At 61.4% G+C, this 14198-nt stretch carries 16 protein-coding genes; 8 read left to right on the top strand and 8 right to left on the bottom strand.

Going from position 1 to position 14198, the window contains the following annotated elements:
• The 5 genes from QRN61_RS21700 to QRN61_RS21680 form a co-directional block, all read right to left on the bottom strand.
• The gene (locus QRN61_RS21700) at nt 1–1023 is read right to left on the bottom strand and encodes an SIS domain-containing protein (protein ID WP_285375412.1); all 1023 of its coding nucleotides are present in this window, start codon (nt 1021–1023) and stop codon (nt 1–3) included.
• A complete protein-coding gene (gene nagA / locus QRN61_RS21695) occupies nt 1004–2110 on the bottom strand; it encodes an N-acetylglucosamine-6-phosphate deacetylase (protein ID WP_095138282.1) in 1107 nt (368 codons plus the stop codon). Before nagA ends, QRN61_RS21700 begins: the two co-directional genes overlap by 20 nt.
• Nucleotides 2111–2140: 30 nt before the next feature.
• Nucleotides 2141–2872, bottom strand: a complete 732-nt coding sequence (locus tag QRN61_RS21690) for a GntR family transcriptional regulator (RefSeq protein ID WP_027610964.1) — start codon at nt 2870–2872, stop codon at nt 2141–2143.
• A 282-nt stretch (nt 2873–3154) separates the two neighbouring features.
• A complete protein-coding gene (locus QRN61_RS21685) occupies nt 3155–3670 on the bottom strand; it encodes a L,D-transpeptidase family protein (protein ID WP_027610965.1) in 516 nt (171 codons plus the stop codon).
• Nucleotides 3671–3718: 48 nt separating this feature from the next.
• On the bottom strand, nt 3719–4270 hold the full coding sequence (locus QRN61_RS21680; protein WP_027610966.1) for an NUDIX hydrolase: 552 nt from the start codon (nt 4268–4270) through the stop codon (nt 3719–3721).
• 146 nt (nt 4271–4416) lie between these two features.
• Between QRN61_RS21680 and QRN61_RS21675 the strand changes: the two genes are divergently transcribed.
• The 5 genes from QRN61_RS21675 (at nt 4417) to purT (ending at nt 7727) form a co-directional block, all read left to right on the top strand.
• Complete coding sequence (locus QRN61_RS21675) at nt 4417–5016, top strand: CoA pyrophosphatase (protein ID WP_003221960.1); 600 nt, start codon at nt 4417–4419, stop codon at nt 5014–5016.
• Between the two features lie 60 nt (nt 5017–5076).
• A complete protein-coding gene (locus QRN61_RS21670) occupies nt 5077–5601 on the top strand; it encodes a gamma carbonic anhydrase family protein (RefSeq protein WP_285375408.1) in 525 nt (174 codons plus the stop codon).
• The gene (locus QRN61_RS21665) at nt 5598–5813 is read left to right on the top strand and encodes a DUF1289 domain-containing protein (protein WP_096795202.1); all 216 of its coding nucleotides are present in this window, start codon (nt 5598–5600) and stop codon (nt 5811–5813) included. The genes QRN61_RS21670 and QRN61_RS21665 overlap by 4 nt, the downstream gene beginning before the upstream one ends.
• 165 nt (nt 5814–5978) lie before the next feature.
• Complete coding sequence (locus QRN61_RS21660) at nt 5979–6446, top strand: VUT family protein (RefSeq protein ID WP_007967799.1); 468 nt, start codon at nt 5979–5981, stop codon at nt 6444–6446.
• A gap of 99 nt (nt 6447–6545) precedes the next feature.
• Nucleotides 6546–7727 carry a formate-dependent phosphoribosylglycinamide formyltransferase gene (gene purT / locus QRN61_RS21655; protein WP_003221968.1) on the top strand — a complete coding sequence of 394 codons (1182 nt, stop codon included), beginning with the start codon at nt 6546–6548 and terminating at the stop codon, nt 7725–7727.
• Between the two features lie 105 nt (nt 7728–7832).
• On the opposite strand, the gene QRN61_RS21650 is transcribed toward purT, so the two are convergent.
• From QRN61_RS21650 to QRN61_RS21640, 3 genes are all read right to left on the bottom strand, one after another.
• Nucleotides 7833–9149 carry an MFS transporter gene (locus tag QRN61_RS21650; RefSeq protein ID WP_285375404.1) on the bottom strand — a complete coding sequence of 439 codons (1317 nt, stop codon included), beginning with the start codon at nt 9147–9149 and terminating at the stop codon, nt 7833–7835.
• 364 nt (nt 9150–9513) lie between these two features.
• On the bottom strand, nt 9514–10746 hold the full coding sequence (locus QRN61_RS21645) for an HlyC/CorC family transporter (protein WP_285375402.1): 1233 nt from the start codon (nt 10744–10746) through the stop codon (nt 9514–9516).
• A 12-nt stretch (nt 10747–10758) separates the two neighbouring features.
• On the bottom strand, nt 10759–11571 hold the full coding sequence (locus QRN61_RS21640; protein ID WP_027610969.1) for a cytochrome C assembly family protein: 813 nt from the start codon (nt 11569–11571) through the stop codon (nt 10759–10761).
• A 195-nt stretch (nt 11572–11766) separates the two neighbouring features.
• Between QRN61_RS21640 and ffh the strand changes: the two genes are divergently transcribed.
• The 3 genes from ffh (at nt 11767) to rimM (ending at nt 14198) form a co-directional block, all read left to right on the top strand.
• On the top strand, nt 11767–13143 hold the full coding sequence (gene ffh, locus QRN61_RS21635) for a signal recognition particle protein (RefSeq protein WP_007967791.1): 1377 nt from the start codon (nt 11767–11769) through the stop codon (nt 13141–13143).
• Nucleotides 13144–13404: 261 nt separating this feature from the next.
• The gene (gene rpsP / locus QRN61_RS21630) at nt 13405–13656 is read left to right on the top strand and encodes a 30S ribosomal protein S16 (protein WP_003185073.1); all 252 of its coding nucleotides are present in this window, start codon (nt 13405–13407) and stop codon (nt 13654–13656) included.
• 5 nt (nt 13657–13661) lie between these two features.
• Nucleotides 13662–14198, top strand: coding sequence for a ribosome maturation factor RimM (gene rimM, locus QRN61_RS21625; protein ID WP_047601381.1), 537 nt, complete (start codon nt 13662–13664; stop codon nt 14196–14198).

The raw sequence follows: 14198 nt of genomic DNA, 5'->3' as shown, positions 1-14198 counted from the left end.
TTAGTGCGTACGGGTCACTTTGCTCAGGTGGCGCGGTTGATCCGGGTCCATGCCACGGGCCACGGCGAGACCTGCGGCCATCACGTAGAAGCTCTGGATCGCCAGAATCGGGTCGAGGGCCGGGTGTTCGGCGCGGCTCAGGGTCAGGTCGCGTTCGAGGATGTCGTCCGGCGCGGCCAGCAGCACGCGAGCGCCGCGTTGACGCATCTCTGCCGCAAGACTGATCAGACCGGCCTGTTCGGCACCGCGCGGGGCGAACACCAGCAACGGGTAATGCTCGTCGATCAGCGCCATCGGGCCGTGACGGACTTCGGCACTGCTGAACGCTTCGGCCTGGATCGCCGAGGTTTCCTTGAATTTCAGCGCGGCCTCTTGGGCGATGGCAAATCCGGCACCACGGCCGATGACCATCAGACGCTCACAATCGCGCAAGGCGTCGATCGCGGTGCTCCAGTCCTGCTGCGCCGCGTCGCGCAGTCCTTCGGGCAGGGCGTTGTGCGCTTCCAGCAGTTCGTTATCTTCTTTCCAGTGCGCGATCAGGCGGGCGCTGGCGCTGAGGGTGGCGATGAAACTCTTGGTCGCGGCGACGCTGCTTTCGATACCGGCGAGCAACGGCAGGCTGAATTCACACGCCGCTTCCAATGGCGAATCGGCGGCATTGACCATCGATACGCTCAGTGCGCCGCGCTTGCGCAGCAGACGCAGACTGTTGACCAGGTCCGGGCTCTGACCCGATTGCGAGAACGCGAACGCCACCTGACCGCTGACCTTCAGCGGCGCCTGCTGCATGGTCACCACCGACATCGGCAACGACGCCACCGGCACCCCCAGTTGCTGCATGGTCAGGTAGGCGAAGTAGCTCGCCGCGTGGTCGGAGCTGCCGCGCGCGACGGTCATCGCCACTTGCGGCGGCTGACGGCGCAGGCGCCCGGCGATCTCGACCATCTGCGGGTCGAGCTGTTGCAATTGGGCTTGCACGGCCTCGAACGAGGACAGCGCCTCTTCAAGCATTTTTGAAGTCAATGTCTTCTCCTTCGACCATGACGGCGGTCAGTGTGAGTGAGCGATCCAGCCGCACGCAGTCGGCCCAGGCCCCCGGTTGCAGGCGCCCGCGTTCAGTGATGCCGAGGTAGTCGGCGGGAAATTGCGACAGGCGCTGCGAGGCCTCGGCGATCGGCAGTCCGATCTTCACCAGGTTGCGCAGGGCTTGATCCATGGTCAGGGTGCTGCCGGCCAGCGTGCCGTCGGGCAGGCGCACGCCGCCCAGACATTTGGTCACGGTGTGGCTGCCGAGCTTATATTCACCGTCGGGCATGCCGGCGGCGGCGGTCGAATCGGTGACGCAGTACAGGCACGGGATCGAACGCAGGGCCACGCGGATCGCGCCGGGGTGCACGTGCAGCAAGTCCGGGATCAGTTCGGCGAATTTGGCGTGGGCCAGCGCGGCGCCGACGATCCCCGGTTCGCGGTGATGCAGCGGGCTCATGGCGTTGTACAAATGGGTGAAACTGGTGGCGCCGGCATCGAGGGCGGCAACGCCTTCCTCGTAGCTGCCGAGGGTGTGGCCGATTTGCATGCGGATACCGCGGCTGCTCAGTTCACGAATTAACCCGTCGTGACCGGCGATTTCCGGGGCGATGGTGATCACCCGGATCGGCGCCAGCGCCAGATATTCCTCGACCTCGGCCATCAACGCGGTGTGGGCGAAATTCGGTTGCGCGCCGAGTTTGCCGGGGTTGATGTACGGGCCTTCCAGATGCACACCGAGTACCCGGGCGGCACCTTGCGGACGCTGTTCGCAGAATTCGCCGACCTCTTTCAGCACGCTGGAGATCTCGGCGCTCGGCGCGGTCATGGTGGTGGCCAGCAGCGAAGTGGTGCCGAAGCGCACGTGGGTTTTGGTGATGGTCTCAAAGGCACTGGCGCCTTCCATGATGTCTTTGCCGCCACCGCCGTGGACGTGCAGGTCGATGAAACCCGGCAGGAGGTAGGGCAGATCATTGTCGGCGGGATCGCAGGGCACGCCTTCGATCGACACGACTTTGCCGTGTTCGTGAATCAGCCGGCCGCGAACCCAGCCGCTGGCGGTGAGGATGTTGTCTTCGGACATTTTGCTTCTCTCGTTTGGCCTGGCTGCTGATCAGCGGCGAAGCTCTGCAACAAAGTCGTAGTAGTCGTTGCGGCAATAGGTGTCGGTGACTTCGATCGGCGTGTTGTCTTCGAGGTAGCCGACCCGGGTCATCAGCAGCATGGCGGTGCCGGGGGCGATGCCGACCAGCGCGGCGAACTCGTCCGAGGCGTTGATCGCCTGGATGTGCTGCAGGGCGCGGACGATCGGTTTGCCGATGCCGTCGAGGTATTCGTAGAGTGAATCGCCGACCAGGTGCGGCTTGGGCATGATCGAGGCGGGCAGGGTGCTCATCTCGATGGCCATCACCGTGTCGTCGGCCTTGCGCAGGCGTTTCATGCGCGCGACCTTGTCGTTCGGCGACAGGCTCAGGCGGATCAGTTCTTCGTGAGTCGGCAGGGTGATTTCGCGCTCCAGCCACTGCGAGCTGGGGACAAAGCCCTTGAGGCGAAGCATTTCGCTGAAGCCCGAGAGGCGTGACAGCGGTTGTTCCAGACGGGGTGTGATGAACGTGCCGGAACCTTGCAGGCGGCGGATCAGACCTTGATCGAGCAGCACTTCCAGCGCTTTGCGTGCGGTGACCCGGGAGATACCCAGTTGCTCGCTGAGGTTGCGCTCGGACGGCATCGCCTGCTCGGCCTTCCACTGCCCGGAATGGATCGCCGATTCCAGATTGCGCGCCAGCTGCAGGTACAGCGGCGTCGGCTGGGAGTCATCTGGGCGTAGGGCCTGGAGGTCGTTCATGTAGGTCATTTCCGACGCGAGTATAGGATTGTTGTGGCTCGCTTGTGGGGCGGAAATTAATACCACTTGAATACCATGTCAACGCGGGGAATTGGCGTGTAGCCCAATGAAATGGCGGGTTCTGAGTGGGTTGTCTTGAAGTGGTATTAGAGGTGGCCTGCAGAAAGTAAAAGATCGCAGCCTGCGGCAGCTCCTACAGTGGGAAGTGGTATCAACCCTGTAGGCGCTGCCGCAGGCTGCGATCTTTTGATTTATTTTTTTCAGGTGACCAGTGGTCGCTGGTTAAGGACGGATCTCGATCATCGTGCCGTCCGGCACCAGACCCCAGACTTCACGCATGTCCATGTTGCGCATGGCGATGCAGCCGTCGGTCCAGTCCAGGGTGTGGAACAGGTCTTCCGGGGTTTCTTCCGAATCCGGGGTGCCGTGGATCATGATCATCCCGCCAGGCTCGACGCCTTCGCGGCGGGCGCGGGCCGAATCGCTGATGTTCGGGTAGGAGATGTGCATCGCCAGGTTGAATTTTTCACTGACCTTGCGCCAGTCGATCCAGTAGAAACCTTCGGGCGTGCGTTTGTCGCCTTCAATCAGTTTCGGTCCTTTTTTCGCGCCCTTGCCCAAGGAGATTCGATAGGTCTTGATCGGCTTGCCGTCGGCGATCAATTGCAGTTGATGAGCCGATTTGAGCACCAGGATTTTTTCGATCATCGGGGTATTCGACGGCGTCACGGTGGTCACGAATGACGCTTGGGACACGGTGACGAACGACAGGCAAAACAGGGCAAGCAACCAGCGCATTGAAACGATTCCCCAAGGAGTGACGCAGATATTTTATTTATAGAAGCTTTAGGTGATGGCAGGCTGCGTCAACGGCGGAATCGATTCGGAGCGAACCGGGTAGCTTTCGGCGCGGCGATCAGCGAAGAAGCATTCTAAGGTACGCCCCACGGTGCGGAAAGCCAGCTCGTCCCACGGGATGTCGGCTTCGTCGAATAGTTGTACTTCGAGGCTCTCGGGCCCGGCAGCAAAGTCCAGATCGGCCAGTTCGGCACGGAAGAACACGTGTACCTGGCTGATGTGCGGCACGTCGATCAGCGTGTAGATGCTCAGATTACGCACTCGGGCGCAGGCTTCCTCGGCGGTTTCGCGGATCGCGGCCTGCTCGATGGTTTCGCCGTTTTCCATGAAACCTGCAGGCAGCGTCCAGTAACCGAGGCGTGGCTCGATGGCGCGGCGGCAGAGCAGCACTTTACTGCCCCAGGTCGCGACGCAACCGGCGACGATATTGGGGTTTTGATAGTGAATGGTCTGACAGCTGTCACAGACAAATCGCAGCCGCGAATCGCCTTCGGGAATGCGCTGGGTCACCGGGTTGCCGCACTGGCTGCAAAATTTCATGCTGGGGTTCCTGAATGCTGCGCCTATCTTGGCGTGCAGCGGTGCCGGTCGGCAAGTTGTCGTTTCGCGACATGGCCCGGTCAGGGGCTTGGGCGGCTGCAATGATTGGTGCATGATGCAGGGTAAGGCACAGATCGAGAACACTCATGCTGGACGAGCTACTGCATAGGGTAAGCAACCACACACCGCGCACGCTGGAGACCGATAAACGTTTCCCCGAGGCCGCTGTTCTGGTGCCGATCACCCGCAGTGACGAACCCGAGCTGGTGCTGACCCTGCGCGCCAGCGGCCTCTCGACCCATGGCGGCGAGGTGGCCTTTCCCGGCGGTCGCCGCGACCCGGAAGACCCCGATCTGATCTTCACCGCTCTGCGCGAAGCCGAGGAAGAAATCGGCCTGCCACCGGGGCTGGTCGAGGTGATCGGCCCGCTCAGCCCGCTGATCTCCCTGCACGGCATCAAGGTCACGCCGTATGTCGGGGTGATCCCGGACTTCGTCGAATACCAGGCCAACGATGCCGAGATCGCAGCGGTGTTCAACGTGCCGCTGGAGTTTTTCCGCAAAGATCCGCGCGAACACACGCACCGTATCGATTACCAGGGCCGTAGTTGGTATGTGCCGAGTTATCGCTACGGCGAATTCAAGATCTGGGGTTTGACCGCTATCATGATCGTCGAACTGATCAATCTGCTCTATGACGAACAGATCAGCCTGCATCACCCGCCCAAAAGTTTTATTAATACCTGAAGCATCAACACCTGAAGCCATCGCTCGAATGGCCCGTTCTTGAGCCCTGAGGAAAACAAGATGAAATACCGCCTGGGCGACGCCCGCGTCGACACCCATCCACAGAGCTGGGTCGCGCCCAATGCCGTGCTGGTGGGCAAGGTCAGACTGGAGGAGGGCGCCAACGTCTGGTTCAACGCCGTATTGCGCGGCGACAACGAACTGATCCTGATCGGCAAGAACAGCAACGTCCAGGACGGCACGGTGATGCACACCGACATGGGCTATCCGCTGACCATCGGCACCGGCGTGACCATCGGTCACAACGCCATGCTGCATGGCTGCACCGTCGGCGACTACAGCCTGATCGGCATCAACGCGGTGATCCTCAACGGGGCGAAAATCGGCAAGAACTGCATCATCGGCGCCAATTCGCTGATCGGCGAAGGCAAGGAGATCCCCGATGGCTCGCTGGTCGTGGGCTCGCCGGGCAAGGTCGTGCGTGAGCTGACCGAGCCGCAGAAGAAGATGCTCGAAGCCAGCGCCGCGCACTATGTGCATAACTCGCAGCGCTATGCGCGTGATCTGGTCGAGCAGGAAGAATGAGTACTCCCGAAAGACCGGTTGCCTCGCCGTGTGTGAATATCTGCGCACTGGATGACGACGATATTTGTACCGGTTGCCAGCGTACGGTCGCTGAGATCACCCGCTGGGGGCGGATGACCAATGACGAGCGCCGGGTGGTGCTGGGGTTGTGTCATGAGCGGGCGAAGGCGAGTGGGTTGGTGTGGATGATCCCCGGGAAATCTGGCGTCTGACAAACCGCCTTCGCGAGCAAGCCCGCTCCCACATTGGATTTGTGTTCACATTCGATCAACTGTGGGAGCGGGCTTGCTCGCGAAGAGGCCAGAACAGTCGCCACTTCTTATTGGCCCGACTCCAAGCCTGAAGTAACCTGTGCGCCAATTTCCCAGGTCGCCGCCATGATTTTCCTCATCGCCTACATCAGCAGCGTCGTGCTGATCAACTTCGCTTTCTCCACCGCGCCACACCTGGACATCATCTGGTCGGCCTGGGGCGGGTTGGTATTCGTGTTGCGCGACATGGTGCAAACCCGTTTCGGCCACGGTGCGCTCGTGGCGATGCTGGCGGCGCTGGTGCTGTCTTACGTCACTTCTGATCCATCCATCGCCTTGGCCAGCGCCACGGCGTTCGCGGTGTCGGAAATCATCGACTGGCTGGTGTTCAGCGTCACCAAGCGGCCGTTGCGCGACCGCCTGTGGATCAGCTCGGCGCTAAGCATTCCCCTCGATACCTTCATCTTTTTCGGCATGATCGACCTGATGACGCCACCGGTGATCATCACTGCACTGGTCTCGAAGTTCGCTGGCGTCACTGCCGTCTGGCTGATCATGGCCTGGCGCGAGCGCAAACAGGCTGTCGCCAGCTGAGCCAAACCCTGCGGTTCATGTAAAATGCCGCGCTTTCTCCCCATGGAAAGCGCGTCTGGCGTTGCTTTCCTCGATGATCCGCTTCTTTGAGGACCTGAGATGACCCGTATCGGAACTCCATTGTCGCCGACCGCGACCCGCGTATTGCTGTGTGGCTGTGGTGAGTTGGGCAAGGAAGTGGTGATCGAGCTGCAACGCCTGGGCGTTGAAGTGATTGCCGTCGACCGTTACGCCAACGCGCCGGCCATGCAGGTGGCGCACCGCAGCCACGTGATCAACATGCTCGACGGCGCCGCGCTGCGGGCAGTCATCGAAGCCGAGAAACCGCACTTCATCGTGCCGGAAATCGAAGCCATCGCCACCGCCACGCTGGTCGAGCTGGAAGCCGAAGGCTTCACCGTGATCCCGACCGCCCGCGCCGCGCAACTGACCATGAACCGCGAAGGCATCCGTCGCCTGGCCGCTGAAGAGCTGGACCTGCCAACCTCGCCGTACCATTTTGCCGACACCTTCGAGGACTACAGCAAAGCCGTTCAGGACCTGGGCTTCCCGTGCGTGGTCAAGCCAGTCATGAGCTCGTCGGGCAAAGGCCAGAGCCTGCTGCGCAGCGCCGATGATGTGCAGAAAGCCTGGGATTACGCGCAAGAGGGCGGTCGCGCCGGCAAAGGTCGGGTGATCATCGAAGGCTTTATCGATTTCGACTACGAAATCACCCTGCTGACTGTGCGCCATATTGGCGGCACCACGTTCTGCGCACCGGTTGGTCACCGTCAGGAGAAGGGCGACTATCAGGAGTCGTGGCAGCCGCAGGCCATGAGCCCGATTGCCCTGGCTGAGTCCGAGCGCGTGGCCAAAGCCGTGACCGAGGCCTTGGGTGGTCGCGGGCTGTTCGGGGTCGAGCTGTTCATCAAGGGTGATCAGGTGTGGTTCAGCGAAGTCTCGCCACGCCCGCATGACACCGGTCTGGTGACCCTGATTTCTCAGGATCTGTCGCAGTTCGCCCTGCACGCCCGCGCCATTCTCGGTCTGCCGGTGCCGCTGATCCGTCAGTTCGGCCCATCCGCTTCGGCGGTGATTCTGGTGGAAGGGCAGTCGACCCAGACCGCGTTCGCCAACCTGGGCGCAGCGCTGAGCGAGCCGGATACGGCGTTGCGTCTGTTCGGCAAGCCTGAAGTCAATGGTCAGCGCCGGATGGGCGTGGCGTTGGCGCGGGATGAGTCGATTGAGGCAGCGCGTGCCAAGGCGACCCGGGCTGCTCAGGCTGTTGTTGTAGAGCTATAAACCGAGGCGCGGCATTCGCGAGCAGGCTCGCTCCCACAATTGGTTTTGTGTACGCCACAGATCCAATGTGGGAGCGAGCCTGCTCGCGAAGCTTTTGATCTTCCGTCAGGCAACCTGATTCAAATCGTTGCCACGCGTTTCCTTCAGGCGCAGCACAGCAATCAGGCTGAGCACCGCTGCCGCCGACACATACCCGCCGACATAACTCAAACCACCCATTGCCACCAGTTTCTGCGCGAAGAACGGAGCCGCCGAGGCGCCGACGATCCCGCCGAGGTTGTAAGCGGCCGATGCGCCGGTATAGCGCACGTGGGTCGGAAACAGTTCCGGCAGCAGCGCGCCCATCGGGGCAAACGTCACGCCCATCAAGAACAGCTCGATGCACAGGAACAGCGCCACGCCCCAGGTCGAGCCCTGCGTCAGCAATGGCTCCATCAGGAATCCGGACAGAATCGCCAGCACACCACCGACGATCAGCACCGGTTTGCGCCCGTAGCGGTCGCTGGCCCAGGCGGACAACGGCGTTGCGGCGGCCATGAACAGCACGGCAAAACACAGCAGTCCAAGGAACGTCTCACGGCTGTAGCCGAGGGTGGACACGCCGTAGCTCAGGGAAAACACCGTCGAGATATAAAACAGCGCATAGCACACCACCATCGCCGCCGCGCCGAGCAGGGTGGGCGCCCAGTACTGGGTGAAAAGCTCGACCAGCGGCACTTTCACTCGCTCCTGACGGGCGATGGCGTTGGCGAATACCGGGGTTTCGTGGAGTTTCAAGCGCACATACAGGCCGACCATCACCAGTGCCGCGCTGAGCAGAAACGGAATCCGCCAGCCCCAACTGCGAAACTGCTCGTCATCGAGGGTCATGGCCAGGGTCAGGAACAGGCCATTGGCTGCAAGAAAGCCGATTGACGGGCCAAGCTGCGGGAACATGCCGAACCACGCCCGTTTGCCCTTGGGCGCATTCTCCGTGGCCAGCAACGCCGCGCCGCCCCATTCGCCACCCAATCCCAAACCCTGACCGAAACGCAGCACACACAACAGAATCGGTGCCCAGGCGCCAATGCTGGCGTAACCCGGCAGCACGCCGATCAGCGTGGTGCACACGCCCATCAGCAAGAGCGAGGCGACCAGTGTCGACTTGCGCCCGATGCGGTCACCGAAATGGCCGAACAGCGCCGAACCCAGCGGGCGGGCGAGGAAGGCGATGCCGAAGGTGAGAAACGCCGAAAGCATCTGCGCGGTGCCGGACGTCTGCGGAAAGAACACCGGCCCGATAACCAGCGCGGCGGCCGTGGCGTAAACGTAGAAGTCGTAGAACTCGATGGCGGTGCCGATGAAGCTCGCCGTCGCCACGCGGGTGGCGGAGTTGGTCGGCTGGGCAGGCGCGGTGGCGCTGTAAGCGGTACTGGTCGTCATGCGGTGATCCCTGACAGTCATGAGCTCCGTTGGAGCGAATTATTATGGTTGAACACCCAGGGATGTGGGATGAGACGCGAGCGCTGTTTCGAGTAGGAACAGTCGTCGGGGTGGTGCGGAAAATTACCGAAACCGTTGGCGTGCGGGGTAAGCACAGGGCTCGGCGGCGCTTGGGTAAGCGGCTCGATTATAGGAAGGGGGCTAACAATCAAACAAGAGCAAAAGATCGCAGCCGTTGGGCTTTCTGTGGCGAGGGAGCTTGCTCCCGCTCGGGCGCGCAGCGGCCGCATGAATCTGTGGGTAAATCAAAAGCCAGGGCTGCTTCGCAACCCAGCGGGAGCAAGCTCCCTCGCCACAAAAGCGCCTAAACCTTGGCGGGCACCGCGCTCGTATGCCAGATCAGCACCTTGCTCACCCGGTTGTCCTCGGTCTCGAGAATCTCCAGCCGATAGCGCCCGATCTTCAGACACACCGCGCTGTCCGGAATGGTCTCCAGCGCTTCGGTCACCAGACCGTTGAGGGTTTTCGGCCCGTCGCTCGGCAAATGCCAGCCCAGGCATTTGTTCAACTCGCGGATCGACGCGGTGCCGTCGATCACCATGCGCCCGTCGGGCTGCGGATGGATGTGCGGGTTGTCGAGGCTGTGCTCGCTTTCGAATTCGCCGACGATTTCTTCGAGAATGTCTTCCAGTGTGACGATGCCCAGCACTTCGCCGTACTCGTCCACCACCATGCCCAGCCGGCGCTGCTGCTTGTGGAAGTTCAGCAGTTGCAGTTGCAGCGGCGTGCTTTCCGGGACGAAGTACGGTTCGTAGCTGGCGGCCAGCAGCGCTTCGCGGGTCAGTTGGCCGTCGTTGAGCAGATGGCGGATCTGCCGTGTATTGAGCACCGCTTCGACCTGGTTGATGTCGCTGTGGAACACCGGCAGGCGCGTGCGCTTGTTGTGGCGCAGTTGTTCGACGATCGCTTCGATCGAGTCGTCGAGGTTGATGCCGTCGACATCGCTGCGTGGCACCAGAATGTCATTGACCGTGATGTTGTCCAGCGCATGGATCCCGGAAACCGGGTGGGTGCGAGACGGATGTTCCGGGTCGTCGTTCGGGTCGGCAGGTTCTTCGTCTTCACTTTGCTGCACCACCTGGGGTTTGCGCGCGAAGGGACGCAGCAGCAGACCGCTGATGCGACTCAGCAGCCAGGCCAGCGGGTAAAGGATTTTCAGCGGAACGGCCAGCAGGGTATTGCCGAACGACAGTACTGCATCCGGATAGCGCTGGGCCACGCTGCGCGGAAAGTAGTCGGCAAACACCAGCAACACGGCACCGGCGCCGAGGCAGGCGGCCCACGGGCCGTTTTCTTCGCAAAGGAAGATTGCCAGCAGTGTGGCAATGACCACCGCGAGGGCGCGGCACAGGGTGTTGCACAGGATCAGACTGTCGAGCGGGAAGCTCAGCTTCGCCAGCGGCTTATCGCTGGCGCGCGAGGCGGTGCGTTGCGCGAGCAAGTGCTGCTGCGCGATTTCGACGGCGGTAAACAGCCCCGACCATAAAATCAGCAGGACAAATACCGCGAGCATCGGCCCTATGGGCAAACCGTCCATTTATGCCGCCCGTCAGATGTGCAGGATGTATTCACGAACCAGTTTGCTGCCGAAATACGCCAACATCAGCAGGCAGAAACCGGCGAGAGTCCAGCGAATCGCCTTGTGGCCACGCCAGCCGAGGCGATTGCGGCCCCACAGCAGCACGCTGAACACGATCCAGGCCAGGCACGCCAGCAGGGTCTTGTGCACCAGATGCTGGGCGAACAGGTTCTCGACGAACAGCCAACCGGAGATCAGCGACAGCGACAGCAGCGTCCAGCCGGCCCAGAGGAAACCGAACAGCAGGCTTTCCATGGTTTGCAGTGGCGGGAAATTCTTGATCAGGCCCGACGGGTGCTTGTGCTTGAGCTGGTGATCCTGCACCAGCAGCAGCAAGGCCTGGAACACCGCGATGGTGAACATGCCGTAGGCGAGGATCGACAGCAGGATGTGGGCGAGGATGCCCGGTTCTTCGTCGATGATTTGTACCGTGCCGGCCGGGGCGAACTGCGCCAGCAACACCGTCGCCGCGCCGAGCGGGAACAGCAGCACCAGCAGGTTTTCAACCGGGATCCGCGAGCAGGCCAGTAGCGTCAGGGCGATGACAGCCGCGGCGATCAGGCTGGCGGCGCTGAAGAAGTCCAGGCCCAGGCCGATCGGCGTCAGCAGGTGAGTGAGCAGGCTGGCGCTGTGGGCGAGCACGGCGAGGATGCCGAGCGTAACCAGCAGGCGCTTGTTCGCCTTGGCGCCGGAGGCCAGGCGGGTGCCCTGATAAAGGGTCGCAGCGGCATAAAGAAGCGCGGCGGCGATGGTAGTCAGCAAACTGGGTGACAAGGGGAGCATAAATCCTGTTAGGCAGGCCCGAAAGGCGCTGAGTTTGGCATAGAACCGCCACACCACGAAAGTGCGAGGTGTCCGCCCGACGCAGTCTTCGCTATAATCCGCGACCTGCCCACGCCGCAGGCTCGCCGAGCACATGTTGAATCCGGTCTGGGCCGCCATTATCCCGGTCTACACAGGGCCTGAAAGGATCGCGCAATGTTTGAAAACTTAACCGACCGTCTCTCGCAGACGCTGCGCCATGTCACCGGCAAGGCGAAGCTGACTGAAGACAATATCAAAGACACCCTGCGCGAAGTGCGCATGGCGTTGCTCGAAGCCGACGTCGCCCTGCCGGTGGTCAAGGACTTCGTCAATTCGGTCAAGGAGCGCGCTGTCGGCACCGAGGTGTCGCGCAGCCTGACGCCGGGCCAGGCCTTCGTGAAGATCGTCCAGGCCGAACTCGAAAGCCTGATGGGCGCGGCCAACGAAGACTTGAACCTGAGCGCCGTGCCGCCCGCCGTCATTCTGATGGCAGGTCTGCAGGGTGCCGGTAAAACCACCACCGCCGGCAAACTCGCGCGCTTCCTTAAAGAGCGCAAGAAGAAGTCGGTGATGGTGGTGTCGGCGGATATCTACCGTCCGGCTGCGATCAAACAGCTGGAAACCCTGGCCAACGACATCGGCGTGACGTTCTTCCCGTCCGATCTGAGCCAGAAGCCGGTCGACATCGCCAACGCGGCTATTAAAGAAGCAAAACTGAAATTCATCGACGTGGTCATCGTCGACACCGCCGGTCGTCTGCACATCGACGAAGAGATGATGGGCGAGATCAAGGCGCTGCACGCCGCGATCAACCCGGTGGAAACCCTGTTCGTGGTCGACGCCATGACCGGTCAGGACGCCGCCAACACGGCCAAGGCCTTCGGTGATGCGCTGCCGCTGACCGGTGTGATCCTGACCAAGGTCGACGGCGATGCCCGTGGCGGTGCCGCGCTGTCGGTGCGCGCAATCACCGGCAAGCCGATCAAGTTCATCGGTATGGGCGAGAAGAGCGAAGCGCTCGATCCGTTCCATCCCGAGCGTATCGCTTCGCGGATCCTCGGCATGGGCGACGTGCTCAGCCTGATCGAACAGGCTGAAGCGACCCTCGACAAGGACAAGGCCGACAAACTGGCCAAGAAGCTGAAGAAGGGCAAGGGCTTCGACCTCGAAGACTTCCGCGATCAGCTGCAACAGATGAAGAACATGGGCGGCCTCGGCGGGCTCATGGACAAACTGCCGAGCATCGGCGGCGTCAACCTGTCGCAAATGGGCAATGCCCAGAACGCGGCAGAGAAGCAGTTCAAACAGATGGAAGCCATCATCAACTCCATGACCCCGGCCGAGCGTCGCGACCCTGAGCTGATCAGCGGTTCGCGCAAACGCCGGATCGCCATGGGTTCCGGCACTCAGGTGCAGGACATCGGTCGCTTGATCAAGCAGCACAAGCAGATGCAGAAGATGATGAAGAAATTCACCGCCAAAGGCGGAATGGCGAAAATGATGCGCGGCATGGGCGGTATGTTGCCCGGCGGCGGCATGCCGAAAATGTGATTCAGGACACCATGACTTCGCCGGTCGTCGCACCGGCGCAGACCCTGCAAGGACGCAGGATCAACAGCAAACCCGCACTCGGCGGGAGCTGACTGGCCGTTTTCATCGACGGCTCTATATGCAAATCCGCACGGCATGCCATAGGCGCCGGAAAAAGTCATTTGCAAAAGTCCGGATATTCCTTAGAATATGCGGCCTTTCGGGCACCCATGCCCGCTGTGCATTTAGATTTGCAGCACCGACTACAGGAACGATGTTCACATGCTAACAATCCGTCTTGCCCTTGGCGGCTCCAAAAAGCGCCCGTTTTACCACCTGACCGTAACCGACTCGCGTAACCCGCGTGACGGCTCCCACAAAGAACAGGTTGGCTTCTTCAACCCTGTTGCCCGTGGTCAGGAAATCCGTCTGTCCGTGAACCAAGAGCGCGTAGCCTACTGGCTGAGCGTTGGTGCACAGCCATCTGAGCGTGTTGCTCAGTTGCTGAAGGAATCTGCCAAGGCTGCAGCCTGAGCAGTATGAGCGCGACGCCAGAAAAAGCTGATGACCTGATCGTTGTCGGCAAGATTTTTTCGGTTCACGGCGTTCGCGGCGAGGTGAAGGTCTTTTCCTTTACCGATCCGATTGAAAACCTGTTGGACTACCGCAACTGGACGCTTCGGCGCGAAGGCGTGGTGAAACAGGTCGAGCTGGTCAGCGGCCGATCCACTCAAAAGGATCTGGTTGCCAAGCTCAAAGGCCTCGACGATCGCGATGAAGCCCGTCTTCTGAGCGGTTACGAGATTTGCATCTCACGAAGCCTTTTGCCCAACCTGACAGGCGACGAGTACTACTGGTACCAGTTGCAGGGTCTGAGCGTCATCAACCAGGACGAGCAATTGTTCGGCAAGGTTGATCACCTGTTGGAGACCGGCGCGAACGATGTATTGGTGGTCAAGCCCTGCGCAGGCAGCCTGGATGATCGCGAGCGGTTGTTGCCCTATACGGAGCAATGCGTGCTGGCAATCGACCTGGAAGCAGGCGTGATGCGGGTGGAATGGGATGCGGACTTCTAA

The sequence above is a fragment of the Pseudomonas sp. lyk4-TYG-107 genome (assembly GCF_030209055.1).
In the GTDB taxonomy this organism is placed as follows: Bacteria; Pseudomonadota; Gammaproteobacteria; order Pseudomonadales; family Pseudomonadaceae; genus Aquipseudomonas; species Aquipseudomonas putida_A.
The sequence above is the reverse complement of the archived record's forward strand: the minus strand, read 5'-3'. Positions and strand labels throughout refer to the sequence as shown.

Excerpts from the sequence above, each read along its gene's own strand:
- nagA (WP_095138282.1), bottom strand. The coding sequence starts at position 2,110 with ATGTCCGAAGACAACATCCTCACCGCCAGCGGCTGGGTTCGCGGCCGG.
- QRN61_RS21690 (WP_027610964.1), bottom strand. The coding sequence starts at position 2,872 with ATGAACGACCTCCAGGCCCTACGCCCAGATGACTCCCAGCCGACGCCG.
- QRN61_RS21685 (WP_027610965.1), bottom strand. The coding sequence starts at position 3,670 with ATGCGCTGGTTGCTTGCCCTGTTTTGCCTGTCGTTCGTCACCGTGTCC.
- QRN61_RS21680 (WP_027610966.1), bottom strand. The coding sequence starts at position 4,270 with ATGAAATTTTGCAGCCAGTGCGGCAACCCGGTGACCCAGCGCATTCCC.
- QRN61_RS21675 (WP_003221960.1), top strand. The coding sequence starts at position 4,417 with ATGCTGGACGAGCTACTGCATAGGGTAAGCAACCACACACCGCGCACG.
- QRN61_RS21670 (WP_285375408.1), top strand. The coding sequence starts at position 5,077 with ATGAAATACCGCCTGGGCGACGCCCGCGTCGACACCCATCCACAGAGC.
- QRN61_RS21665 (WP_096795202.1), top strand. The coding sequence starts at position 5,598 with ATGAGTACTCCCGAAAGACCGGTTGCCTCGCCGTGTGTGAATATCTGC.
- QRN61_RS21660 (WP_007967799.1), top strand. The coding sequence starts at position 5,979 with ATGATTTTCCTCATCGCCTACATCAGCAGCGTCGTGCTGATCAACTTC.
- purT (WP_003221968.1), top strand. The coding sequence starts at position 6,546 with ATGACCCGTATCGGAACTCCATTGTCGCCGACCGCGACCCGCGTATTG.
- QRN61_RS21650 (WP_285375404.1), bottom strand. The coding sequence starts at position 9,149 with ATGACGACCAGTACCGCTTACAGCGCCACCGCGCCTGCCCAGCCGACC.
- QRN61_RS21645 (WP_285375402.1), bottom strand. The coding sequence starts at position 10,746 with ATGGACGGTTTGCCCATAGGGCCGATGCTCGCGGTATTTGTCCTGCTG.
- QRN61_RS21640 (WP_027610969.1), bottom strand. The coding sequence starts at position 11,571 with ATGCTCCCCTTGTCACCCAGTTTGCTGACTACCATCGCCGCCGCGCTT.
- ffh (WP_007967791.1), top strand. The coding sequence starts at position 11,767 with ATGTTTGAAAACTTAACCGACCGTCTCTCGCAGACGCTGCGCCATGTC.
- rpsP (WP_003185073.1), top strand. The coding sequence starts at position 13,405 with ATGCTAACAATCCGTCTTGCCCTTGGCGGCTCCAAAAAGCGCCCGTTT.
- rimM (WP_047601381.1), top strand. The coding sequence starts at position 13,662 with ATGAGCGCGACGCCAGAAAAAGCTGATGACCTGATCGTTGTCGGCAAG.